Below are 25712 nucleotides of genomic sequence, written 5' to 3' on the forward strand. Positions count from 1 at the left end.
ATGTATAAATGTTATTTCGTTCCGAGTCAATGTAAAGATCTTTTTGAGGGTGCCGCATTTAAAACGCTAGTCTTTGAAAATCATGGTGAAAGAGTAGAATTAGCAGTCCCTGAATTAACTCCAGACATGGTAGCTCAAGTCATTGAAACGATAAAAAAGCAGCAGCAAACCTATTTAAAAACGCTTAAGACGAATGATGTCATTGCCATCATGGATCAAGCGGTGCAAAAATGGCTGGACCCTCAATATGAGTTACGTCAACTCGCAGAACGATGGCTGCCTGTTATTACGGGCTACGATCGAGAAATGATTCGGTTATACATTAATCGTTATTTGAGGCAATTTCGCAAAGAAAAATTACAGCGAATGATTGATGAGGATTTTCCCAACCCTCTAATACTAGATGAATTTCGGCCACGTAAATCAGGAGGGTTGTACCGGGCGTATGGTCCAGAGGTTATGACTCATATTTTTTCAGGAAATGTTCCAATTTTACCACTGTGGAGTTTAACTGCTGGGATTTTATTAAAGTCTGCAACATTCGGAAAGGTGTCATCATCAGAGCCGTTATTTCCTGTTCTCTTTGCAAAAACATTACAGGAAATCGATCCCGATCTTGCAGAGGCGATAGCGATTGTCTCGTGGAAGGGTGGAGAGGATGCTTTAGAAAAGCTTAGTTTTTCTCAGTCTAATGCGGTCATTGCCTACGGAGGGAAAGAGGCGATTGAGCGGATTAAAGAAAAAGTCCCATCCGATGTTACCTTTCATGCACATGGTCATAAAGTCAGCTTTGGCATGCTCGCGAGTGAGTGTTTGGCAGCAACGAAGGTTTGGCGGACAGCGAAATTAGCTGCACATGATGTGTCTTGGTTTGACCAACAAGGATGTTTGTCCCCACATGTATTTTTCGTGGAACGTGGCGGCAAATACGGGCCTCGTGAATTTGCAGAAATGCTAGCAAATGAAATGGGAAATTTTCAAAGCATGCACCCAAGGGCGACATTAACGGAGGAAGAGCAGCACGCTATTGTAAGTCAAAGGTCGGTTCTCGAATTTGAGAGTTATGAGTCGGAAAAGGTGAATCTCATAAAGAGTGAAGGGAATACGGCATGGACGGTTGTCTACCGTGAGCTAACAACGAATACAACCGAAGAACTCTTTCCTTTCTCACCATTAAACCGCTTTATTACAGTGATACCGGTCGATAATATGCTAGAAGTTAAACAGTACATAAAGGGAATGACTGGCTATATTCAGAGCGTAGGAGTTGGGTGTGCACCACAGCATCTTACCTCAATCATTTCGATGTTAGGTGATGCAGGAGTTAACCGGATCTGTGCAGTAGGTTCAATGCCCCAGCCCCAGCCAGGCTGGCACCATGATGGAAGATTTCATTTAGCCGATCTTGTACGTTTTTGTGATGTAGAGTCTTCCCTTGAAGACCAGATGGATGAATTTGATCCTTACCGAGATTAAGAGGTGAGAGGAAATGGCAATAATGATAGATTGCAAGAATGTCGGTATTACGTTTGATCAGTCAAAGGTCTTAGCGAATGTGGACTTACAGATTCAGGACGGGGAATTTGTTAGTATTATTGGAAAAAGCGGTAGTGGAAAAAGTACATTATTACAAGCAATCGGGGGCTTGCTTACTCCTACAGAAGGTCAAGTCACGGTTGCTGAGAAGGTAATAACCGAACCGGTTGATGAGATAACATATGTCTTTCAAAAGCCAGTTCTCTTAGAATGGCGTAATGTCCTTGAAAATGTACTCATGCCAATTGAGCTTAAACATAAAAGAAAACCAACGAAAGAGGATATCACACTTGCTAAAGCGATGCTTCACTCTGTTGGACTCGCGGGGCATGAAAACAAGTATCCTCACGAGTTATCCGGTGGGATGATGTCTAGAGTCTCGCTTGCAAGAGCCTTACTCACAAGACCGAAAATCCTCTTAATGGATGAACCTTTTTCTGCGTTAGATGCCATGACAAAAGAGCAATTGCAGCTTGAACTGATGCAGCTTTCTGTTCAATTTTCTACAACAATTGTCTTTATTACTCATGATATTACCGAAGCGGTCTATTTGTCTGACCGCGTTGTTCTCTTAGGAGAGCAGCCAGCGAAGGTGAAGAAGGAGTTTTCGATTCCATTTAAGAGACCGAGAGCTAAACAATTAAAATTCGAGCCGAGTTTCACATCCATTATCAAGGGGATTTATGAAGAAATTGAAGGACGAGGAGAGAACTCATCATGAAAAAAACTAGCGTCTATTCCTTGTCCATTTTTATCATCATTCTCGTTATCTGGGAGGCTACGGTTCATCTCAGAGATATTTCCCAAATTATATTACCGTCACCATCCGCCGTGGCTATGAATCTTGTTCAACACACGCAGAGCGGTTATTTTCTACCACATATTATGACAACATTGATTGAGGTGCTCGGCGGATTTTTGGTCGGTTCGATGATCGGCATTGGACTTGGTTTTCTTGTTGCACAATCAAAGACGGCGCAGGAAATATTACATCCGTATATCATTGCCTCACAAGCAATGCCTAAGCTAGCATTAGCACCACTCCTTGTTCTCTGGTTTGGTTTTGGTTATACGCCAAAGATGATGATTGTGGCGTTGGTCTGTTTTTTCCCGTTGTTTGAGAGTACGGTCACCGGACTTTCGTATGTCAGTCAGGAGAAGCTGGCGTTATTTCGGTCTTTACGGGCAACCTCCTTTCAAACGTTAATCAAACTGCGTGTGCCGACAGCGATGCCTTATATTTTTTCTGGGCTTCGCGTATCGATCGTATTAAGTGTAGTCGGAGCTGTTGTGGCAGAGTTTATTGGGGCAAACAAAGGGTTAGGGGCACTAATCATTGCTTCACAAGGAATGTTGAATACAACGTTAATGTTTTCCGTTTTTATTTTACTTACGGTCATGGGGATCATCCTTTACCAAATGATCAATTTGATTGAACGACTGTTTTTTAAGAAATATAGTTACTCGAGGGGGAGACAAACATGAAAAAAGGACTAAAGAAAATAAGTGCAGCAGCAATCTTCACCGCTTTGACGCTAACAGCTGTTGGGTGTGGAAATAACAGCACAACGAATGAACAAGAAGTGAAAGAAATCAAAATGGCTTCTTGGAGCCAGAACATTACCGAACAGAGCAATCTTTATGTAGCAGAGGAGAAAGGCTGGTTTGAAGAGGCTTATCTTGATTTTGAATTCATACCTGGAGCAGGTGGCGGAGAGGCTGTTCGAAATATTATTGCTGGGAATGCGGATATTGCTTTTGCCAACGTGGAAGCTGTTCTTTTAGCGATGGAGCAAGGTGAAGAACTAAGAATTATCTATAACGTCTATCCAGAGAATGTCTTTAATCTTGTTTCCCTGAAGGATAGTAATATTCAATCGATGGAAGATTTGCGTGGCAAGGATGTTGGTGTGTATAGTCGAGCTAGCGGAACGTATCAAAACCTGCTCGTGCTCCTTCATCAAGCAGGGATGACAGAAGAGGATATTAATATTGTCGAAGCAGGTGTCCTAAACTTCGGACCATTAATGAATAACCAAGTTGTCGCAACAGCTGCGACAGACACAGGCCTATTCGATGCTAAAAACAAGGGGCTCGGGGAAGTAAATGTGATTGAAGTAAAGGATGTGTTGAACACTCCTGCAGATGTATTTGTTGTGACAGAAAAAGTGTTTCAGGAAAAAAGAGAGGAATTAATCCGTTTCTTACAGGTATACCGTGATAGTGTAGCTTACACGATGGAGAATCCAGAGGAAGCAGCAGAGATTGCTGTAAGTGCAGCTATTGATGGAGAGGATCAAGCGAGAAATCTTGAAATTATCAAGATTCGTAATCAAACGTCGATGAATGCAGACACGGAGGAACATGGTTTAGGATGGCTCAACGTTGATATATTAAAGGAAGTAGAAGAAACGTACTATGATCTAGGACTTCTTAGTAAACGAGTCAATATTCACGAGATTACAACGAATGAACTAGTTGAAGAACTAGAGTAGGAGTTGCCCATGGATACACAATTACGAGATAAAGTCGTCATCGTCACAGGTTCGAGCCGAGGGATTGGTGCGGCTATCGCAACGGGATTTGCAGCACAAGGAGCTACGGTCATTATCAATTATATAAGAAACAAGGAAAAAGCTGAGGAACTTGCAGATCGATTGATGGATGAATATGATGTTGAAACGTTCACGGTCCAAGGAGATGTGACGAAAGAGTCAGATATGGAAGCAATGGTAGAGAAAATCGTAGCGGAATTCGATACGATTGATATCGTTGTTAACAATGCCCTGCATACATATACCTTCGACCCTGATGGAAGAAAGCTCGCCTGGGAGATGGAATGGGATGATTACCAACGACAACTAGATGGGGCATTAAAAGGGACATTCCATGTTTGTAAGTATGTCATGCCGATAATGAAAGAAAAACGAGCGGGCCGGATTGTTAATATGGTTAGTAATCTCGTGTTTCATCCGATTGTTCCTTACCATGATTATACAACTGCAAAAGGAGCCGTTCTCACCTATTCGCAAAATCTAGCGGCAGATGTTGGTGCATTTGGAATCACTGTCAATTGTGTAGCACCAGGCCTCGTATATCCAACAGATGCAAGCCGAACAACGAAAGAAGAAGTAAAAGACATCATCAAACAGCAAACAGCACTCCACCGAATTGCCAAACCCGAAGATGTCGTAGGCAGTGTTCTATTCTTCGCAAGCAACTGGTCTTCCTTCGTAACAGGGCAATGTATGGTAGTTGACGGTGGCTTGGTGATGAGATAGGGAAACGCGGAGGGAAACGTGGGGATGGTTCTCGTGTGTATAAACCGAAAGAAACTCACTTGAGAAGGGTTTAGAGGGAGATGGGTGAGTCATTGAGAAACAAATTAATGACTCGAACACTTCCTGAGGCACAACCCATCGTTTACGGTTTTCATATACTACTTTAGAATAAGGATGACTCATTCAGAACAGGAGTCATCCTTTTTGTTTAGAGCAGACATTCCTTGGATTAAAGGCAGCTGCTGATTAGATATTCTGCAAATTACTAACGACAACTGTTTATTAGGTTAGGAGGGAAAAGAATGAATATGGAAGAAGTTTTAACCGTACATGTTCAGTTAAACAAAACAATGGAATTGGAGAATAAGATTGGCGATTCGGTCGTCATGATTACATTTAGCGGGGCAGCAACGGGTAAATACTTCGAAGGGAAGGTGCTTGAAGGTGGAGTAGATACCCAGATAATAGGCAGACATGGTGATCACCATACTTTGTCAGCTAGGTATATGATTGAAGGAACAGATTTTACGGGGACGCCGTGTAAGATTTTTATCGAAAACAATGGAAGTGCCACAAGTAGTAAAGAAGGTATTTTGTTCCGTACTTATCCTAAGATACTTACCAACAGCGAAGCATTGGCTTTTTTGCATAATGATATTCTAGTTGCGGAGGGAATTCATAAAGAAACGGGGATTGATATTATAATATATCGATTGGTATAGGGGAACGAAGGGAAAAGGAAACAAAAGGAAACAAAGGGACGGTTCTAGTGTTTAGAAAATCAAAGGAATATGGTTTGGTTTAGAGGTGTGCGAGGTCATCGATTGAACAAATTAATGACTGGACATTTACTGGAGTACTTACCAATCGTATATAGGGTTTGCATATATAGAAAAAGGGTGACTCGTTCAGATCAGGAGTCATTCTTTTTGGTTTGAGCAGTGAAGTAATTTAGCTAACCATTCTTCGATTCAGGGGATATTTCAAGAACAATTTGAGCAATATTCTGGATAGTGAAATAACATAAATGATGTCTTGGCCTGCGTAATTCTTGAAGGCTTCTTTGGTTAGGCTGTGTAGCCGGAATTCCTTTTTACATTGCTGGGTTTTACTTCTGCTTCTGCATAGAACCACATTTGGTTTGAAGAAGGATCGGTGGTTGGATTTGGTGAAATTTGAAACGTGAGAACCGTCCCTCCCTCCACGCTAATTACATAGAGAGGGAAAAAGTGGATTTATGTAGAATGTTATTAAATGAAGCTTTTTGTCAATTATAACCAATAAAGTGTAATGGAGGGAATAGATTGTTTAAAAAAATAAAAGAGTTACTAAACTTAAACAAAACCATTCGAGAAAAAGAAGCTAACTTGAAAGAAATTGAAGAAAGAACGAGCAACAAAGAAAAACTAATGGAGGAAACGATATCTGAAGCTAGAGCATCAATCTTATTGGAGTCTAAGGAAATCATTGAAGCTGCTGAAGAAGAAGCTAAAGAAATGAAAAGCCAGGCAATTACAGATGTAAAGGATTTACTTGAAAAGAAAGAGATTCTAAAGAGAGAGACTGACGAAAATGAAGCAGCTGTAGAGAAACTAGAAAAAGACATAAAGAAATTGCAAAAAGCAGCGACAAAATTTAAAAGTGAATCAGTTGGCATAAAGGAATTAATTGAGAAATTTCCAGGTGCAATCAACTATTCACTGGTTGAAAAAGAACTTGAAGTATTAGAGAAATCCCTAGGTGACGGAGTATTAAATACTATTATTGAACTTGATTTACATCACAAAGATTCAAAGCAGCTTCGAAAAGAGATGAACGTTAATAACAAAGAGATCAAAAAGTTACTTACCGCATATGAAGAACGATACACGACTAAAGCAAATAAAACGATCTACCATCTAATGGTAATAGGATTGCAAGCAGAACTACAAAACATTCTTTACACTTTAAGCTATACGAACCTTGATAAAGCATTAGAGAGTGCAAAAGCTTTAACAGACAAATATCTAACTATCTGTGGGAATGGGAATGCCAACATTTTACCAACAATCACACGTTTCTTATCTGAACTAGAGCCATTATTTAAAAATGCGATTGAAATTGAATATAAGTATTATGCACAAAAAGAAAAAGAAAGAGAAGAACAAAGAATCATAAAGGAACAAATGAGACAAGAAGCAGAAGAAAGAAAGCTTCTAGAAATAGAGAGAAAGAAGATTGAAAAGGAAGAAGAAAAATATCGGAATGAAATTAGTAACAATAGGGAGTTACTAAGTAGGGAGACGGATCTCGATAAGATTGCAGCCTTAGAAGCAAGGCTTAAAGAACTAGAGGAACAGGTAGATAAAATTGAGGAACAAAAAGAAGAAATTATCAAACGAGCAAACGGGAAAGCCGGGTATGTCTATGTGATCTCAAATTTAGGTTCATTCGGTGATAACATGTTCAAAATTGGGATGACAAGACGGCTTAATCCACTAGACCGTATCGATGAATTGGGAGATGCATCTGTTCCATTTAAATTTGATATTCATGCTATGGTTTTTAGCAATGATGCAGTTGGATTGGAACAACAAATACACCACTCCCTCGAAGCGAACCGAGTCAATAAAATAAATTTACGTAAAGAATTTTTCTATTCGGATGTAAGTAAGCTTGAGGACATTGTCCAAGATATAGATCAAACAGCCGAATTTACGAAGACTATGAAAGCGATAGAATACAGACAAAGTCAGAGTGAGAAAGATGAAGAGTCAAGGGTGGTGTAAATCCAATTCATATTATTTCCTCCCTCATATTAAAAGGGAGGGGGATTTGTGAAATAATTACAGTGGGTGATATAATAATGAAAAATAGGACTGTATATCGCTCTTCCGAAGACGTTTTTAGAGCACTGTATGAATTAGACTATGATTTGTCCCAATTAAATTTAAAAAGTAAAATTCATTTAACCATTTTTGGTGGGACGGCACTACTATTAATGACAGAAGCTCACGTTACTAAGGATATAGATGCATTCATCCAGTATCAAGATGCTGATAATCGTATAAGATCCATTTTAGCTAAGTATAGCGTAAATGATAAAATGAGGGGAGTCATGGAACTACCCCCTTTAGATGAAATTATTGCAACAACGAAAGAGATAAATGGAGAGACTTTGAAAATTTGATTGTCCGTTTACCATCTACAGAACATTTAGTTATTTCTAAATTATTTGTTTCAAGGCAAACAGATAAGGACGTTAAAGATATAATTAATTCCGGCATACTAAGTCAATGTAACATCGATTTGCTTAGAGACATGTATGATGATTATAAGGAATATACGATATTACCCTTAAAACGGTACAATGATCTAGATGAGGTACTTGAGCTATGGGGACAACAGAAACAAAGGAGGGATTCCAATGGATGAAAAATTATTTTTTGAACGAATCAAAGAAGAACTGCAATATCTAGCATATGGTGATTATTCCTTTGATGACTTGCTACGGAAAAGTCAGACAGACCGTCGCGTTCGTAATGCATTTGTCTTCTATGCTCTCTCTAACAAAGAATATCGAAACCGTTTTAACTTATTGTCTTATCAAAACCTCTTCGTTCAGAAACTAAAAACATTCCTGTTGCAATCCTTTGTTTTAGTTGAAAAGGATCCTTATTATAGAGATGAGGTAAAGGTTTTTGCCCGAAAGCTTCGAACAAAATACCTTGGGCGAGAAACAGTGGTCTTTACCAAGCATCCTCACTATAACGAATCGGTTGAAATGGAAAAGTTCTTAGCAGGTGTCGTTAACTCCCTGTTAAATGAACAGGAGATGACTCCTGAGAAAGAAGAGTATGTTAATAGTAAAATGAAAAATTTAGACAGAACGAAGCTGTATGTCTAACGGAAACATGGCGGAAACAAAGGGACGGTCCTAATGTTCCTGAAATTGAAAGGCATTCGTCTGAGAAGGTTCTAAGGTGTGTGACATTGAGGAACAAATTAATGAAAAGGACACCTCTGCCAAATGTTTATGGTTTAACATATGCTATTTTAAAAAAGGATGACTCATTCAGATCAGGGAGTCATCCTTTTTTGTTAGAGCAGACAATCCATAGGTTAAAGGTAGCTGACTTACACAGCGGGTATGCGTGTATCTTTGTTGCAAATGAAATATTCCTACTTCCCCGTTTTTATAATCTTCTTATTATTGATAGTGAGGCTTTAATAGAGCCAAGCTCAAATACAAATCAAGTATCAATTAGACATATACCGATCATGAAAGGAGAGTTACTCATGCCATTAGAAATGGTTCGTCATGATCTTACCAAGATGAAGGTAGATGCGATCTTGAATGCAGCAAACCCCGAATTGAAAATGGGTGGTGGTGTTTGCGGGGCAATTTTTCAGGCTGCCGGTGCTCAAGAACTGAAACGTGCATGTGACGCCATAGGTGGCTGTCCAATCGGACAAGCTGTTATCACAGATGGGTTTCAATTGCCCGCAAAGTATATCATTCATACACCAGGGCCCGTTTGGCAAGGGGGTTCTTATCAAGAGGCAGACTTGTTAAGAGCTTCATATCAACATTCTCTGGAGCTTGCGGAAAACTATCACTGTGAGTCTGTGGCATTTTCGTTGATTTCAACAGGGATTTATGGCTATCCGAAAGAAGAGGCATTGCATATCGCTATTTCAACCATTAGTCAATTTTTAATGGATCACGACATGCTGATCTATTTAGTCGTATTTGACAGAGACTCATTTGGAATAAGTCAGAAACTCTTTGCATCGATACATGAATATATTGATGAGAATTATGTTGAAGATAGTGCTCTTACTTTTACCCGTCGACAAGCACGATTCGTCGACGAATTAAAAGAGTCTAATAGGATTTCAGAAGATATGATCAAACATGAGAGTCCGTTAGAAAGTAGCTTATTTCATCTTGTAGAGGAACTTGATGAGTCATTTTCAGAGCGTCTTCTTAGACTTATTGATGAAAGAGGACTAACGGATGTGGAGACTTATAAACGGGCGAATCTGGACCGACGCCTATTTTCAAAAATACGTAAGGAAACGGGTTATACACCGAAAAAGAAAACAGCGATTGCCTTTGCAATTGCGTTAAGACTTAGTGTAGACGAGACGAGTCATCTGCTCTCAGCTGCAGGATATACTTTATCTCGTAGTCAAAAATTTGATATCATTATTGATTTTTTCATTAGGCAAGGTAATTTTGATATTCACGAAATCAATGAAGCCTTATTTGCTTTTGATCAACCTTTGCTTGGTGGGTAGAGATGTCGCTTTTAAAGCGACCTTTTCTTTTGGGAATCTTGGTATCCTTCATTTATAAATCAATGAAATGGAGGATGACAAGAATGAAAAACAATGTAACCGAAATCGTCTTTATTCTAGATAAAAGTGGTTCTATGTCAGGGCTTGAAGCAGACACAATTGGTGGCTACAACTCGATGCTTAATAAACAGAGAAATGCGGATGGTGATGCCTTTGTGACGACGGTCCTATTTAATCATCAAAATCAACTAGTCCATGATCGAATCAATGTAAAAGCGATCGCACCGATTACCGAAATGGATTATGAGGTTGGGGGAACGACGGCCCTTCTCGATGCAATTGGATCTGCTATCAACAAAATGATGAATGTTCAAACATACACAACTGAGGATGAACGAGCAGGTAAGACCTTATTCGTTATTACAACAGATGGAATGGAAAACGCAAGTCGAGAATTCACATCTACCCAGATTAAAAATATGATCGAACAGCAAAAAGAAAAACATGGCTGGGAATTTATCTTTCTAGGAGCCAATATTGATGCAGTAGCAACTGCAGCACAGTTTGGAATTGAAGAGGATTTTGCGGTGGACTACCGAGCTGATGCTATGGGAACAAAGTTAAATTATGAAAGTGTAAACGAGGCCGTCGTTAAGGTCCGAAGCGGGCAGAAAATGGACCGAAGCTGGAAGAATGCTATTGAACGCGACTTGGAAACGCGGTGAAACGCGGGGACGGTTCTAGTGTTTAGAGATTCCAAGAAATGAGCTTGAGAAGGGCCTCTAGGTAGTATTTGACAGCTTCACTAATACCGAGTGGATAAGAAATGAGGGAGACATATGGCCATCAACTATAAGCAGTGTATTAATTGCGAGTCCAAAAACACATTGAATCTCTTATATGGCATGCCAACCGATGATGCCTCAAAACAAGCTAAAGAAGGGAAATTTAAGCTTGGTGGATGCTGCGTTATAGTTGGTGGGCCGGAGTATTGTTGTAACGTTTGTGAGAGTGAATGGAATAAGGAGCAGGCTATTGATGCAGCGTATGAAAAAATCATAGGTCTTAATGCATATGTTGGTGGATTCTTTGGTGCTTCTTACAATGTTGATTTGGACTTAATTAGTGGGAGTGCAGCTTGGAGTCATTGGGAGAACGGAGAAGAAGTTGCTTCGGAGTGTAAGGCTCTTAAAGAAACTACTGTTAAAAAATTGATTGAAGAGCTGAAGATCATCAACTTTCTCAATTGGAAAAGGGAATATATAGAACCGGGTGTACTTGATGGGACAAGCTGGAGCGTGGAGCTTATCAGAGAGGGGCGTAACCTAAAAAGATCCGGAGCAAATAAATTTCCAGAAGAGTGGGATGATTTTTGTAAATTAGTAAGGAGAATGACGGGTAAGCGTTTTTCTTAGGTTAATAGTTGTTATGAGGAGACTATATAGTGAACAAATTTAGGAAACGCGAGAACCGTCCCGCTGTCTTCTCTGTTTCCCGATGGCCATGCACTATTTAACTTCAGCAGAATATACTTAGCATTGTGCTTGTGTCAATTGAGATATTCTGTAATGCAACCTAGGAGAGTGGGGATGACATTGAAGAAGTTAGTGTTCATGGTTTGTACGGCTTTATTGACTTTTATGATGGTTGCGTGTGAGGCGACGACAACTGAAACTGAGAAGCCCAATGATTCTGAGGCAGCCGTCGATGACTCAACAGACACAGAAGAAGCTAATCTAGAAACAGAATTAGAAACGGATCTAGAGGCAGAAGCAGAAGCAGATTTAGAGACTGAATTAGAAACAGAACAAGCATCCGAGGATGTAGTAGACCCTGAACCTGAAATGGATGAAGAGGGAAAGGACGTAACCGAATCAACTGAAGACCTAGATGAATTAACACAAGCTTTTTTAGATTACATGGATTTCATCGGTCAACTTGCTCCAGAAGAAAATCGTTTGATATCAATGTATGATAGTGTAACGGGAGAAAATTACGTTAATGATGAGTTGTTATATAACGCACTGGTTGAGGAAATCATTCCAGACTATCGCCTGTTTTCCGACGAACTGGAAAGTTATATGGCACGTCAAAGTGACATAAGAGAGTTACACGAACAATATATAAAAGCCGTAAATATTCAATATTCAGCCTTTACTCTTATGGTAGCGGGCATTGAGAATCAGGATTACGAAACGATAACCGAAGCTAATCTTAATCTAGATGAGGCGCGCTCAATTCTTAGAAACTGGATTTATGAGGTAGAGGACATTGCGGAGCTAACGGGTGTGAATATTTATTAGATCAATATATAAATCAATCATAATTAAAACGAAGGGTTTCTTGTGCCAATATGGTGAAAGAAATCTTTTCTTTTTTTAAGCAGAGTTTCTTTTAACCATTTAAGGAGAGACCTGTGATAATCACTATTTCTGCTACATAGAGACGCTTCGGTACATCATCGATAGTTTCTTTTTTAAAGAAAGCTGGAGGAAACATGAGAACCGTCCCGCTGTTCTCCGCTGTTCTCTCTGTTCTCCGCTGTTCTCCCGCTGTTCTCCATAAAAACATTGATCTTTCATCAGAATGTCTTTAAAGTAAGATGAGAACAAGTCCCTGTCTGGAGTAAAACTATAGAAATTGGAGTATCAGCATGAATAAAAATCAAAGTACAATGAGTCAATTAAATAGGAATTATGCTCTAGATCGAACAGGTGCACATATTCTTTATATGTACAGTAAGCTAGATCCATATATTGATAACGCAATCTGGTTTATTTTGAAAGGGCTAGAAGAAAAAGCTTCACTATTAATCATCGAAACAGAGGAGCTTCTTGGGCGTATTCGGGAGCAATTAGGGAAGGATGGGATTGAAGAAAGCGATTTAACGAATGTGATCTTTGTGAGTTCAGAGAAATTCTATCTTAGTCATCACTATTCAACAGGGGAAACCAATCACCTTAATCAACTCTTGAAACCATTTATTGACGAGGGCCATTCTATTCGAACATGGGGACATATTCCACCGACGAGTCAAGCCCCTAGCATGAAGGAGATCATTACATTTGAATGTAGCTGCGATCAATACATATTAAATAATAACATCATTTCCGTTTGCTGCTATAATGATTTGAAAACACCAGCTTATTTACAGAATGAACTGATGAGAGTGCATACTCATTTTATGACAGATGATGAATATGCAAGATCCCCGCTTTATAATATGAAAAATCTCCATACCCCAATAAACGAAAAATTAGAGAAGCTAAAGCAAATTGAAGAGGAAAATATTGAACTACTTAATAAAAACAGTCATCTTACTCAAGAGAATACAAGAGTGAAAATGACCAATGAATTAATTAAACAAAAGGAAACAAAACTCCGAACGATTATCAATGAGCTACCCATTCCAGTCATTATTCGCAGAGAAACGAAGCTTCTTTTTACAAATGATCTTGCTCTAGAGATTATCGTTCAGAATGAGGCCGAGCTTCAATCATTATTTGAGATGAGTGAACATCGTACAAAACAGGAGTACCAATTCACCTTATATGGGAAAAAAAGATATTTTATCATGAATTCAATTTCTGTTTTATTTGAAAATGAACGAGCTCTGCTTCATTCATTTATCGACATTACTCAGGAGAAGGCCAACGAACAATTAATCGTACGTTCAGAAAAAATGAATATAGCGGGAGAGCTTGCGGCAAGTATTGCACATGAGTTACGGAACCCGTTAACAGCGATAAAAGGATTTTTCAGTATGTTAAGAGCGGACAGTGATAAGAGCAAAGAGATGTATTACAATATTATTGAGAATGAGCTTTCTCGAGTTGAACAAATATCAAGTGAGCTGTTAACGTTGGCGAAGCCTCATTCTGAGAATAGAAAACGCTATAACTTAGTAACGCTAGTAGAAGAAGTCAGGCTTCTATTGACATCGGAAGCCAATATGAAATGCATTGAAATTATAACAAAATCCGAAAAGGAACGAATCGACATCCTTTGTGAAGACACGAAGATTAAGCAAGTATTCATCAACTTAATTAAGAATGGAATTGATGCGATGGAGGACAACGGTCGCATTGTCATCGAGATTACTCAATTAGAGCAGACCATTCAAGCGAGAGTGATTGACCAAGGACAAGGGATCCCTGAAGAATTGCTAACGAAAATGGGAGAGCCTTTTTATACGACAAAAGAAAAGGGAACCGGGCTTGGTCTGATGATTTGTTATCAAATTATCGAGAAGCACAACGGCACGATCCACGTTGATAGTCAACTAGGTAAGGGAACAACATTCACGATTACGTTTCCAGTGATTGAAGAAAGTGCTGCTGTTTTGATGTAGGTAGGGTATGTGTGACAGTGATAACAATGAAACATCGCCTTTAGTGGTGGGTACGGACATTGGTTCCGTTATTTAAGCAAAATACGTTGTTTTTTAGTTGTAACGGACATCTGTTCCGCTATTAAGTTAAATCCTAGTGCATTTTAGTTAAATTGAGTGAAATAACGGACCAAATGTCCGCAACCACGATCTTGCCTCGCTTTTTTCCGAAAATAACGGACTCGATGTCCGTTGCGCCGTTTCTTTGTAAAGCACTTTGACTTCTTATCAAGAATGTTTCAGAATAAAGGGAGATGAAGAGGTGACACAATGAGCGAAAATGTAACGAGTGTAAAGTGGTTTGGCATGGCGGTTCAGGCATTGGTGGTGATGGCCAACAATGATGGGCTATGTCCAAGCGGTCAATTGGCAGAAAAGCTTAATTCCAAATCAGTTTTTTTGAGAAAAATATTAAGGCACCTGGTAAAAAAAGAGCTAATTCAAGCGAAGGAAGGCCGGGATGGTGGCTATTATCTTGTAAAGGATCCTGAAGACATTAAACTTTCGGACGTGTATGATGCGATGAGATCGGAAACGTTCCCGAAAGGATTCTTTGATGTGGAAAGCAAAGAATGTTTTGCCCCTTCGACACGTGAATCCCTTTTTGAGCTTCGAGATGAGATGGAGAGCTGGGTCGTGAGCGGTTTAGAACAAAAGACGATTAAGGATTTAATGAAGCCGTAGTAAGCGAAGCGGTGCTTACCACTCGTACTATCACTCACGCAAAACCAAATATAGAACAATAATTAGAGGATGACATCGCTTATGATATCGTTCTCTTTTTTTGATAATTAACTGTTGTTGACAAAGATACAGTTTAGGTTCTATACTGTTCCTGTGAAAGATACAGTTTGAAGGAGGAATTTTTATGTCTGATAAAACTATGAGCAAAGAAGAGTACTTAAATAAAGTAAAAGAACTTGATACGACGAAAGAAGCACCGAAACAGTTGGAGGATACGGACTTTTTGACGGTGGCGAAAGAACGTCGTTCGGTACGTCAATATGACCCTAATTTCAAAATAGAACAAAGTGAAATTCGTGAACTGCTAGAAACTGCAACGCTCGCTCCATCATCTAGTAATCTTCAATCTTGGAGATTCTTAGTAATTGAAGATCAGAAGGAAAAGGAACGATTACTGCCAATCGCCAATAACCAACAACAAATCGTTGATGCTTCAGTAGTCATCGCTGTGCTTGGTGATCGTGAAGCCTATAAAAATGCTGATACGATCTACAGTCAAATTGCTGAAAAAGGCAACATGCCTCAAGATGTTAAAGACATGTATGTAAACAGCATTTTCGATAACTACGGGAATTTCCCTAAAGAACGTTTAACGAAAATTGCTCATATTGACGGCGGAATCGTCGCTCTACAATTAATGCTGGCAGCGAAAGCGAAAGGCTTTGATACGGTGCCGATGGGCGGTTACGATGAAGCACAATTTATGGAGGCTTTCAATGTTCCGGAAAGCTATGAGCCGATCATGTTGCTTTCAGTAGGAAAAGGAACCAAAGCCGGATTCGAGAAAACCCGTCTTCCACTTGATGATGTTCTATCTTGGAATCGATTCTAAATGAAAAAAAGTCCTGCCCCTAGTACTTAAAGACACTGAGGGCAGGACTTTTTTTCTAGATTGAATCTAACTATCTACTAATAAATTGGGTTTTTGTGGTAATATAATTACAAGGAAGTCACCCAGTAAATACCAACATAAAAGGGAGGAGAAAAAAATCAAAGAAACGTTTCATCTCAAATTAAATGCATATCTACTGCTTACAATTATACCGTTATCCATTCTTGGATATTATTTTGCCGCAAACCACGAATCCTTGTTTTTCTTATACGAATGGTTGGTTGCAGCTTTAGTTATAATCTCAATCCTATTCTCGATTAAAAACATCGTATCAATTAGCAATGAGCTGAAGTGGGTCGCTATTTCTATATTGACTTTTTTACTTCAATTTTCAGTACTTGGCTTATTTGTCGGGCCATTAACACTTTATCCAATGTTTTATCTTTATTATGTTTTTGCACTACTTTCTTTTGTTGTTTGTATAATAGCAATCAGTAAAAACAACACTTTAAGAGGTATCCCGATCATATTCATTATAATTACAGCATTATTCACGCTATATATCGTGTTCTTACATAGGTTGTGGGGAAATGACTTAGGAATCGTGGGGACGGTTCTGGTGTTTTAGAAACTGAAAGAAGTTCGACTGAGTAGGGTCTCGGGGGTGTGAAGTTATTGAGGAGCAAGTTAATGACTAGGATGCTTCCAAGGACACTACCAATCGTTTACGGTTTTGCATATATTTCTTTAGAAAAGGATGACTCATTCGGATTCGAGAGTCATCCTTTTTGGTTAGAGCAGACATCCCATTGGTCAAAGGTAGCTGCATTATATAGACGATATATGTGTATCTAAGTTCTTGCAAATCTGTATAATAGGAAGAATGTTCTGGAATTCTTATTTGGAGACTCGAATATATTACAGTCTACTGATATGGTTAGACATTGAGCGTTTTTAAAAATAGTTTATATAAAATGAATATTAGAGTACTATTTGTTAACAAATGATTAATTTGAAAGAAACGCGAGAACCGTCCCGCTGTTCTTAAGGAGTTGACCGAAATGATTGATGAATTATCTTGGGTGTATCTATTGATCGTCATCATATGTGCGATGTGTATTGGCGTGACGAAAACGGGTTTGCCGACGCTTGGAATCCTTGTGACAGCAACAATGGCGTCGATATTCCCGGCACGAGAGTCCATTGGAATTGTTTTACCTATGCTGTTATTTGCCGATGTCATAGCTGTCACTTATTATCGTAGAAGTGTAAATTGGAAAACCTTGCTGTCTTTACTTCCGTGGGTTCTTGGAGGGTTGATTGCTGGTTATTTTCTATTGTACTCAATTGAAGAAAGTAGACCGATAGAGATTATCTTAGGAACGATCATTTTAACGTTAATGGCTCTTCAAATGGTAAAAGAACGTTACGGTCAAAAATGGTTAGAGCATTTACCAGATTCAAAAGTCTTCATCGGGATCATGGGTACTCTTGCCGGATTTACGACAATGGTGGGGAATGCGGCAGGACCGATTATGTCCATTTTCTTGATAGCCATCGCTCTACCGAAGAAAGAATTTATTGGAACAGGTGCCTGGTTCTTTTTAGCAGTTAATTTAATTAAGATTCCGATGTATGCACAACTTGGGCTCATCACTAGTGAAACACTGTTCTTCAACCTATGGCTGATTGTCCCTATTCTAGTAGGAGCATATTTAGGCATTAAATTTTTATCACTCATCCCAGAAAAATATTTTCAGGTCATTATATTAATCTTGGTGACAGTAGGTGGATTAAGGCTATTACTTGGTTAATGGATTTGGCTTCTAAGCACCAAATTTGCCCTCTTGCCTGACGGATTGGTAAACTTTTCTTATTCTTATTTATTGCTTAGAGTTGTATAGTAAGCTCTTACTATTCTAAACTTAGGATATTAGAATAATAATTTCAAAAAAGAGGGGAAATTAAATGCCTTTATCTGATGCTTTATCTACTTCAGTATCAAATTTGGAAAGGAAACCCGTAAGCCGACCGTTACGTAGCATTTCATCCACATTGGTGGGGCTGAATATTCTTTCAATTATAGCCGGTATTCTATTTTTATTGGACTTTCAAATGGCGAGCTTCCTGATTGTGTTTGGGGTAGTATTGCTTCTAACCTTTATAGGAAATATCGTAGTTGCTGCAATACCTAGTAATAAGAATGCCTTGGATCAAGGGTACCTATGGTTTATGGTTTCGGCTATGGTTTTGCTGCCGATTCTAAATACGGTTGCCTCTAGCAATCCGTCTAACCAGGATTCTACTAGTTGGTTATCAAGTGTCATCCTTTTTGTGTTGCTTGGATTTGGAACGTTTATGGCTTGGACGAAACGGACTAGGTCTAATTCGGAGCTTATCGGATTTTCTATTCAGAAAAAACGCTCGATCAAAGTAGTAGCCGAATTAATTTTATTAGTATTGTGTCTTTTGGTTGGTCTGTTTGTTGCCTATCGACTTATAGTAGGAAAGACGGGTGGAGTAGTTGAAATGTTCTTCCCTGGCTATTCGCTCTTTTTTAGCATTGGCACATTAGCCATTACGGCTTTACTACTAAAAAGAAAACGAACAAAGACTAGAGTCACACTAGCCATTATAGGGATAGGGATCGCTGTCACCTTCAGCAGTCCGGTTATCGCAACGCTTTTTACTTTAAATGAAGCTGAACAGGAGTTCTCTGAGGTGTTTGGAGATAACTGGGGAGAAGCTATTTCAGCCGAGGCGAGTGCGTCCTTTTTAAACACATCTTTCTCACTGCCACATTATTTCTTTGGCACAAGTACAGAGGAATATACGTTGCTAGAAGACATTCTCTTTTATGAAGGGGTTGAAGGTGTGGATAAGGATATTAACCTATCATTTGACGCCTATCTACCACCTGAAAATAGCGAGGATCTTCCTGGTAATCGAGCCGTGCTACTCCGAATTCATGGTGGCGGCTGGACCATTGGCGATAAAGGGGCAGGTAACGCTGCACAGGTAAATAAGTATTTCGCTAGCCAAGGCTATGTTGTGTTTGATGTTCAGTACGGCTTAAGCAGTGAGGATAAGTTCGTGGAATTCGCACAAGTGCCTGAAAACATTGTAGCGGACTTTACGATTGACGATATGGTCCGACATATTGGGCTGTTTACCGATTATTTGGTTGAACATAATGATCAGTTTCAAGGGGATTTGGACACAGTATTCGTATCTGGTCCGTCAGCCGGAGGGCAGCTTGCGAACGCAGTAGGTCTAGGATTAGCAAGTGGTCAGTATACCGACATATTGAATCCGGCGTTAACGGTTAAAGGAATCATCCCACTCTACCCAGCAAATGGCTTAGCGGGAAATGTTGGTATTGATGGATCAGCCGAACTAGTTGATCCAGCGTTACTAGTGACTGAGAATAGTCCGCCTGCGTTAATTTTTCAGGGGACAGAAGATGGCGTAGTGGATGCTTCCATTTCAGAAGAATTCGATGAGACGTATGCTAACCAAAACAACGATGGCTCGATCTTATTGATGATGCCATTCGCAGGTCACAACGCTGATTTTTATTTCTCAAGCCATTATAATCAGATTCTTATGTATTATATGGAGCGATTTATGTATTTGAGTCAGTAGAGGAAACGGGGAAACGAGGGGACGGTTCTAATGTTTCTTTCGTTTCGCCAAACAAAGGAAATACGAGATCCCCTTTGGCCATATGAGCTTGTATCAACTCTCTATACCGTTTTAAAGTCTAAATAAAAAGGACCACTGATGGCATACATCAATGGTCCTTATTTTATGATATCAGGGTATGGTAAAGTGTACCCTAACGAATATCTTGAATAACGGTCTCTAGAAACTCACCCATTCGCTTCACGACTGGTTCTGTAAAATCAAAACTGACCCCAGTTTCTTCATAAATCGCAGCGATGGATTGATTGTAGTCCGCACTTGCCCCTTTTTTAAACGATTCGATCGCTTGTTTTGGATCTTTTCGATAATTCTCAAGCAATTGTAGAGCACCAAGCATTGAAATAGAGTATTCAATATTATAGAAAGGAACCTGAAAATAATGAAGAGTTCCTGCCCAGCTCATCCCGACTTCTTCCTCAAGTCCGGACGTGTCGACAGGGTTTAAGCCATAACGTTTTGAGATTTCAAAGAATTTTTCATCACGCTCTTTGGCAGTGTGGTTCGGGTTCGTATACATCCAATGCTGGAAGAGATCGCCTGCTAATGGGCCGATTAACATTGTAAATGCACGTCTAAGCTCTTCACGCTGTGCACTCTTAAAATCTTCTTCGTCTGGATAAAAACGATCCAGCTTATCCAATAAAAGCAATTCCATTCCATGAGAATACAGTTCTGCCACTTCCATTCGCTGTTGGTAGTCTTCAATAGGACCATGCTCGGAAAATTCGAGATATCCATTTAATGCGTGACCCATTTCATGAATTAACGCAATCAGCGAGAAAAAGGAAGGACTAAAGTTTGCAAAAACAAAGGTATCGCCTGAAACAGGTAGGCTTGTACAAAAACCACCTGGGCTTTTTCCTTTTCGATCTCCAAGATCTAGTAACCCATGCTCTCTCATGTAATCGAAACGGTCTGCAAAATAGGGATCGGTCTTTCCGAGCATTTCAGAAACACCATCCATTAGAGTCGTTACCTCAGAATATGGTGGGTTTTTCATTAATTTAGCGGTGTTATCCCAAGGGCGATATGTATCGACACCAAGCTTGGACTTAAATACCTCTGCAAGTCGATTCCAAGCTGGGATGATATGTTTCTCAACATTTTCATGAAAGTCATAGCAATCTTGGACACTGTACTCACGATTTTTGGCGACAAACATATAGTCACGATAATTTTCAAAGCCGGCATTTACAGCAATTTGGTGGCGTAATTGAACGAGCTCGTCCATGATTGCATCCATATCGGACTTAATTTGACGATGAGCTGACATCATTGCGTGATACGCTTTTTCTCTTACTGCTCTGTCTAGATGATCAAGTTGAGATTGGACAAACGGAAAAGGCTTTTCCTCCCCGTCCCAATCAACGGTTAATCCTCCCATAATTTCACTGTACTTCGTTGAGAGCTCTTGCTCTTTTACCATTAATGGAATGTTCTCTTCTCTGAACAGTTTCACTTTCGACTCGCGCACGCGACGCATTAAACCATATCGTTGTTCATCTAATTGATTTATGTAAGGAGACTCACAGTATTTCTCATTCAATTTAGCTTCATATTTCATTAAAAGAGGCTGGATGACTTGCTGATCATGAAGATAAATCGATTTGATTTCTGCATCCTCTGTGTTACGTAAGAAGTCAACTTGATGACCTGTCATAGCTTCTGTGATTTTAATCATTAAATTCTTTTCAGCTTCTAACCAGCTTTCTAGATCAGAAACGGATTCAATTGATACTTCAAGTAGCTTTTGAATTTGAGCTTCTACTGCCTCTACCTCTTGTAAATCAATTAATTCTTTATAATAATTATGATTCAAATCTTGTGTCATGGATAACTCTCCTTCTTTTTTCTATTTAATTATCACAACCATTATACTAGAAAAACGTAGACGTGGGGACGGTTCTCTTGTTTCTTTCGTTTCGCTAAACGTAGGAAACGTAAGAACCGTCCCCGCGTTTGCCCCGCGTTTGCCCCGTTTGTAGTAAAAAAGTAGTTTACTGATCTAGGAAAAAAACACTATGAAATTACCTGATTATTCATTATAATAAAGGGAATTAACAATTAAATATCAGGGCAAATTTACTGAAAGGTAAAGACGCAAAGCCACGGATCTAAGGTGAAAACTATGATAGCCGGGTTGCGGATTCGGAAAGCATTCGGAGCATTCTGCTAGATTTTCAAAATGAGATGGCTGTTGGCGATATCGTCCTTTCTTTACGAACAAGGGATTCAATCGACGGGATAGGGATTGTGACAGATGAGTATGAATACGATGATAGTTACGATCATTACGGACGGAAAAGAGAAGTTAATTGGATCGCAACTGACATCAATGAAAATATCCTTGCGATGAATGGGAATAAGGGCTTAACTCAGCGAACCGTGTATAGGCTCAATCGGATCACGTTAAATGACCTATTACCTATCATTAATGAGCATAAAACGAAGGTGGATGAGGTACAAGAGGAACGGAACCATGTCTTCATTATCGACGAGATTAATAGAGGGAATATTTCTAAAATCTTTGGTGAGTTGATTACGTTAATTGAAAAGCAAAAAAGACTTGGGATGAATGAACAAGCTAAGGTAAGACTCCCTTATTCGAAAAAAGAATTTGGTGTGCCGAGCAATGTCTATTTGCTAGGGACGATGAATACAGCAGATCGTTCGATAGCAATGCTAGACACGGCGTTACGTCGGAGATTTAGATTTATTGAAATGCTTCCAGATGTTGGTGCACTGGATGGGATTGTGGTGAACGGGGTGAATATTAGACGCCTTTTAGAAACGATGAATAAGCGAATCGAAGTTCTTTATGACCGTGAACATACGATTGGACATGCTTATTTTATTGAGTTAAAAGACAGTCCCGATTTGAGCAAATTAGCTCGCATCTTCAAAAATGCGGTTCTTCCGTTGCTACAGGAATACTTCTATGAGGATTACCGCAAGATTCAACTCATTCTCGGGGATAACATGAAAAATGATGATAGTAAGTTTATTAGCGAGAGAAAGATTGATCAGGGCTTATTCGGTCGTGCGGATGAAGTTGATCTAGATATACTTGAGAGTACATACACGATTAATGCAGCTGCCTTTGAGAATCCTGAAGCCTATCGAAAGATCTATGAAAGCTGATGTTAAGATGACGAAGTATTATGTTGTAAAAGAGTATGATTGTTTAGTCAGGGGTTTGAAGGAGTCATTGCCGCCAAGTAAATATATATGTATTCCTGAGAAAACATTTGATGAATTAGAGAAGTTTATCCTATCAAGTAATCAAGAAGATGAAACAGACCCAATTGAACTCATGTCGATCTCAAGTAAAAAGGGGATAGGAAAGATTATCCGGGTCAAAAATTATGTCGGGCTCATTCAAATGAAGGATGGTACGAAGATTGAAGTCCTTCCGAAAATCCATCTTAAAGGAGACTCTGACTCTGAAGATCGAACGAGAAGGATTTTCCTGAAGATGTTGAGATCACTTAATAGCTTTGCTTTTAAACAATTCAATTTCTCGAGCTTAGGTGTAATGAAGCATAACCTCTTTGAGATCTTTATTAAGATGTTCATTGAAGAGGTTCGGGAGCTAACGAAAAAAGGGATACGCTCAGGCTATGTGACACATGAGGATAATGAGACGTTTCTTAAAGGGAAATTAGATTTCACCCAGCATCTGAAAAAGAATGCTGCTCATAAAGAGCGATTTTATATCAAATATGATATCTATAGTCAGAATCGGATTGAGAATAAATTAATAAAAGCAACACTAAAGAAACTCTACAAGCAAAGTAGCAATTTGCGAAACAAACGAGACATCGAGCAGCTTCTGATGTTTTTTGAGTTAGTAGAAGAATCTGTCCATCACCAGGATGATCTGAAGAAGGTTAAACTTGATCGAAGTATGAAGGATTACGAGGTCATTTTGAAGTGGTGTAGTTTGTTTTTGCTAAATAAGAGCTTTACTCCATTTTCTGGGCAGGAGGTTGCATACGCTCTCTTGTTTTCGATGGAGAAGGTGTTTGAAGCGTATGTGGCCAACTTGATGAAAAAGGAGTTAGGGACAGACTATACGATTAGTACTCAAGATAAGTCCTATCATTTATTTGATCAACCAAAGAAATTTAGGCTTATACCGGATATCGTTGTTAGAAAAGAGGGATCTGCTGTATTTGTTATTGATACGAAATGGAAGGTACTTCATGGTAATCAGCGAGAAAACTATGGGATCTCGCAATCGGATATGTATCAGATGTATGCTTATGCGAAGAAGTATCAGGCGACTAGGGTTGTTGTTATTTATCCTTTGAATGATCGGTTGGAGGATTTGGATATTGTGCCGAGGTTTGTGAGTTTTGATGGTGTGAGGGTTGATGTTGAGTTTGTGGATTTGGAGGATGTTGGTGTTAGTTTGGAGGGGGTTGTTCGGAGGTTTGGTGAGGATGAAAGATAAAGTGCTTGACCTCAGGGCGTTAATAAAATAGAGAAGGAGGATACTTCCGTGACTAACCAGTATATCTGGCCCCTCATTATATTTCTGCTAGCAATGATCATTTTATTTGGAACCATTTATAAGAAAAGAAAGCCTAGACTAGTCCTTATTAAAAACCATAAAACGAAATCAAAAATAAATAAATTAGAACAATCGCAGCAACAGGAACTAACTAAAATGGCTGTAGACCAAGAGCATTTACTATTCTTGAAGGCATTAATAGAAGAAAGAATATCTGAGAAGGATTATGATGAGTGGGCGAATTCTAGAAGGCATGAAGGACCAGATGTGTTTCGTAAACTATTAAAACGGCCGTATAGACTATCAAGGAGATTGTAAGTTTTGGGAGTGATTTTCTTTTTCACTCGTGATTATAGGGATTTTGATATAAAAGTTTTAAGTAGTATTGCGTCAGCTGTATTGGTAAGTCATATTGATAACATTGCTTTAACATGCTTAAAAACAAGTAGAAGAAGTAGTTTTTATTTCAACAACACATGATGAAATGTGGTTTGTATTTAAAGTGATATTCATATGTAAGTGCTATAATGGATAAAAGGCAGCCATTTGATTTTGCGATTGATCTCTTAGTAGGGATGTATAATGAGTAAGGATAATGCAGTGTATATTGGTTCCACTCCCAAGCATCTAACTCGTGTTGCTAAAGAAATGAATATGAAAATAAGCTCTCAGAATAATAGACGATTACTTGAATTACTAGGTTACAGCTACAAATCAACTGTTCATGGAAAAATATCTGATGTTATAGTAACTGAAAAAAATATTTAGTTTTGTATGAAAGAATAACCTTCTTATAATAAGGAGGGTTTTTTCTATTACTGGACTTTTCACTCATTGAAATTCACCCACCAATTACTTAAAACAAATGGCTGACCTGCTGGAGGTTGTCTATGCTCTTGGTAAGCTTGAAGGGATTGAATCCGCTTAGATCGATGGTATTCGAAAGCAGAAACGTTCGCTGTATTTTAGTGAATCTATTATCATTAGATAACCACGTCAACTATCTTAATGATTATGGTATCTATTTATATAGTAGAAAAAAATTAGGGTAATATTGGTAGGGGGTTTTAAAAAAATAATAGTTGTATTGTTTGTGCTGAGATGATATATTATTCCTTGTCGCCAAAACGACGTGACATAACAAATTAAAATAACATAAAAAACTGTTGCATTCGACAATTTATTATGTTAAGATAATATTCTAGCCGTTGAGAGATGCGCTAAACGAGTTCTTTGAAAACTGAACAAAAGCCAAGCGAAATAGAGATACATGATATCTCGTCAATTTAGACTTTTTCAAAAAGTCAGCAACAAGTATTGAGCTATTTAAACTCAAACCAATTTTATGGAGAGTTTGATCCTGGCTCAGGACGAACGCTGGCGGCGTGCCTAATACATGCAAGTCGAGCGGACTAATGGGAGCTT

General features: G+C 39.0%; 26 protein-coding genes, 1 rRNA gene and 1 riboswitch. Of the genes, 25 read left to right on the top strand and 2 right to left on the bottom strand.

Annotation, left to right across the window (positions count from 1 at the left end; all coding sequences use genetic code 11):
- The 14 genes from J7W16_RS12360 (at window position 1) to J7W16_RS12420 (ending at window position 12403) form a co-directional block, all read left to right on the top strand.
- A complete protein-coding gene (locus tag J7W16_RS12360; RefSeq protein ID WP_210597603.1) occupies window positions 1-1476 on the top strand; it encodes an acyl-CoA reductase in 1476 nt (491 codons plus the stop codon).
- A gap of 13 nt (window positions 1477-1489) precedes the next feature.
- On the top strand, window positions 1490-2257 hold the full coding sequence (locus J7W16_RS12365) for an ABC transporter ATP-binding protein (protein WP_210597604.1): 768 nt from the start codon (window positions 1490-1492) through the stop codon (window positions 2255-2257).
- Window positions 2254-3021, top strand: coding sequence for an ABC transporter permease (locus J7W16_RS12370; RefSeq protein WP_210597605.1), 768 nt, complete (start codon window positions 2254-2256; stop codon window positions 3019-3021). Before J7W16_RS12365 ends, J7W16_RS12370 begins: the two co-directional genes overlap by 4 nt.
- Window positions 3018-4031, top strand: a complete 1014-nt coding sequence (locus J7W16_RS12375; protein ID WP_210597606.1) for an ABC transporter substrate-binding protein — start codon at window positions 3018-3020, stop codon at window positions 4029-4031. The genes J7W16_RS12370 and J7W16_RS12375 overlap by 4 nt, the downstream gene beginning before the upstream one ends.
- A gap of 9 nt (window positions 4032-4040) precedes the next feature.
- Window positions 4041-4817, top strand: a complete 777-nt coding sequence (locus J7W16_RS12380) for a 3-oxoacyl-ACP reductase (RefSeq protein ID WP_210597607.1) — start codon at window positions 4041-4043, stop codon at window positions 4815-4817.
- Window positions 4818-5119: 302 nt separating this feature from the next.
- Window positions 5120-5539 (top strand): DUF3237 family protein, encoded by a 420-nt coding sequence (locus J7W16_RS12385; RefSeq protein WP_210597608.1) that lies wholly within the window; start codon window positions 5120-5122, stop codon window positions 5537-5539.
- A gap of 582 nt (window positions 5540-6121) precedes the next feature.
- Window positions 6122-7585: a GIY-YIG nuclease family protein gene (locus tag J7W16_RS12390; protein WP_210597609.1), complete on the top strand. Its 1464-nt coding sequence runs from the start codon at window positions 6122-6124 to the stop codon at window positions 7583-7585.
- A gap of 77 nt (window positions 7586-7662) precedes the next feature.
- A complete protein-coding gene (locus J7W16_RS12395) occupies window positions 7663-7986 on the top strand; it encodes a DUF6036 family nucleotidyltransferase (RefSeq protein WP_210597610.1) in 324 nt (107 codons plus the stop codon).
- Window positions 7983-8231: a DUF6036 family nucleotidyltransferase gene (locus tag J7W16_RS22470; protein ID WP_419095833.1), complete on the top strand. Its 249-nt coding sequence runs from the start codon at window positions 7983-7985 to the stop codon at window positions 8229-8231. The genes J7W16_RS12395 and J7W16_RS22470 overlap by 4 nt, the downstream gene beginning before the upstream one ends.
- A complete protein-coding gene (locus J7W16_RS12400) occupies window positions 8224-8703 on the top strand; it encodes a hypothetical protein (protein ID WP_210597611.1) in 480 nt (159 codons plus the stop codon). The genes J7W16_RS22470 and J7W16_RS12400 overlap by 8 nt, the downstream gene beginning before the upstream one ends.
- A 392-nt stretch (window positions 8704-9095) precedes the next feature.
- On the top strand, window positions 9096-10100 hold the full coding sequence (locus tag J7W16_RS12405) for a macro domain-containing protein (RefSeq protein ID WP_210597654.1): 1005 nt from the start codon (window positions 9096-9098) through the stop codon (window positions 10098-10100).
- An 83-nt stretch (window positions 10101-10183) separates the two neighbouring features.
- Window positions 10184-10825: a vWA domain-containing protein gene (locus J7W16_RS12410; protein WP_210597612.1), complete on the top strand. Its 642-nt coding sequence runs from the start codon at window positions 10184-10186 to the stop codon at window positions 10823-10825.
- Window positions 10826-10939: 114 nt separating this feature from the next.
- Entirely contained in the window at window positions 10940-11515 is a 576-nt protein-coding gene (locus tag J7W16_RS12415; protein ID WP_210597613.1) for a hypothetical protein, read from the top strand.
- A 174-nt stretch (window positions 11516-11689) separates the two neighbouring features.
- Complete coding sequence (locus J7W16_RS12420) at window positions 11690-12403, top strand: hypothetical protein (protein WP_210597614.1); 714 nt, start codon at window positions 11690-11692, stop codon at window positions 12401-12403.
- A 91-nt stretch (window positions 12404-12494) separates the two neighbouring features.
- Here the strand turns inward: J7W16_RS12420 and J7W16_RS12425 are convergent, their stop codons facing one another.
- Window positions 12495-12671 carry a hypothetical protein gene (locus J7W16_RS12425; protein ID WP_210597615.1) on the bottom strand — a complete coding sequence of 59 codons (177 nt, stop codon included), beginning with the start codon at window positions 12669-12671 and terminating at the stop codon, window positions 12495-12497.
- An 82-nt stretch (window positions 12672-12753) separates the two neighbouring features.
- On the opposite strand from J7W16_RS12425, the gene J7W16_RS12430 reads away from it, so the two are divergent.
- From J7W16_RS12430 to J7W16_RS12455, 6 genes are all read left to right on the top strand, one after another.
- Window positions 12754-14451, top strand: coding sequence for an ATP-binding protein (locus J7W16_RS12430; RefSeq protein WP_210597616.1), 1698 nt, complete (start codon window positions 12754-12756; stop codon window positions 14449-14451).
- Between the two features lie 309 nt (window positions 14452-14760).
- Complete coding sequence (locus J7W16_RS12435) at window positions 14761-15174, top strand: RrF2 family transcriptional regulator (protein WP_210597617.1); 414 nt, start codon at window positions 14761-14763, stop codon at window positions 15172-15174.
- Between the two features lie 184 nt (window positions 15175-15358).
- Window positions 15359-16066 (top strand): nitroreductase family protein, encoded by a 708-nt coding sequence (locus J7W16_RS12440; protein ID WP_210597618.1) that lies wholly within the window; start codon window positions 15359-15361, stop codon window positions 16064-16066.
- Window positions 16067-16756: 690 nt separating this feature from the next.
- The gene (locus tag J7W16_RS12445; protein WP_210597619.1) at window positions 16757-16921 is read left to right on the top strand and encodes a hypothetical protein; all 165 of its coding nucleotides are present in this window, start codon (window positions 16757-16759) and stop codon (window positions 16919-16921) included.
- A gap of 206 nt (window positions 16922-17127) precedes the next feature.
- Window positions 17128-17880, top strand: coding sequence for a sulfite exporter TauE/SafE family protein (locus J7W16_RS12450; protein WP_210597620.1), 753 nt, complete (start codon window positions 17128-17130; stop codon window positions 17878-17880).
- Window positions 17881-18034: 154 nt separating this feature from the next.
- Window positions 18035-19711, top strand: coding sequence for an alpha/beta hydrolase (locus tag J7W16_RS12455; RefSeq protein WP_210597621.1), 1677 nt, complete (start codon window positions 18035-18037; stop codon window positions 19709-19711).
- A gap of 193 nt (window positions 19712-19904) precedes the next feature.
- On the opposite strand, the gene J7W16_RS12460 is transcribed toward J7W16_RS12455, so the two are convergent.
- Complete coding sequence (locus tag J7W16_RS12460) at window positions 19905-21602, bottom strand: M3 family oligoendopeptidase (RefSeq protein ID WP_210597622.1); 1698 nt, start codon at window positions 21600-21602, stop codon at window positions 19905-19907.
- A 234-nt stretch (window positions 21603-21836) separates the two neighbouring features.
- Window positions 21837-21919, top strand: a riboswitch (cyclic di-GMP riboswitch).
- A 42-nt stretch (window positions 21920-21961) separates the two neighbouring features.
- On the opposite strand from J7W16_RS12460, the gene J7W16_RS12465 reads away from it, so the two are divergent.
- The 5 genes from J7W16_RS12465 to J7W16_RS12485 all read left to right on the top strand — a co-directional run.
- A complete protein-coding gene (locus tag J7W16_RS12465; RefSeq protein ID WP_210597623.1) occupies window positions 21962-22912 on the top strand; it encodes an AAA family ATPase in 951 nt (316 codons plus the stop codon).
- 7 nt (window positions 22913-22919) lie between these two features.
- Entirely contained in the window at window positions 22920-24227 is a 1308-nt protein-coding gene (locus J7W16_RS12470; protein ID WP_210597624.1) for an McrC family protein, read from the top strand.
- Window positions 24228-24275: 48 nt separating this feature from the next.
- A complete protein-coding gene (locus J7W16_RS12475; RefSeq protein ID WP_210597625.1) occupies window positions 24276-24605 on the top strand; it encodes a hypothetical protein in 330 nt (109 codons plus the stop codon).
- A gap of 264 nt (window positions 24606-24869) precedes the next feature.
- Entirely contained in the window at window positions 24870-25055 is a 186-nt protein-coding gene (locus tag J7W16_RS12480) for a hypothetical protein (RefSeq protein WP_210597626.1), read from the top strand.
- Window positions 25056-25629: 574 nt separating this feature from the next.
- Window positions 25630-25712: ribosomal RNA gene (locus J7W16_RS12485) — 16S ribosomal RNA — on the top strand; the annotation flags it as partial.

This window comes from Halalkalibacter suaedae (genome assembly GCF_017939705.1).
GTDB lineage: Bacteria > Bacillota > Bacilli > Bacillales > Bacillaceae_D > Halalkalibacter > Halalkalibacter suaedae.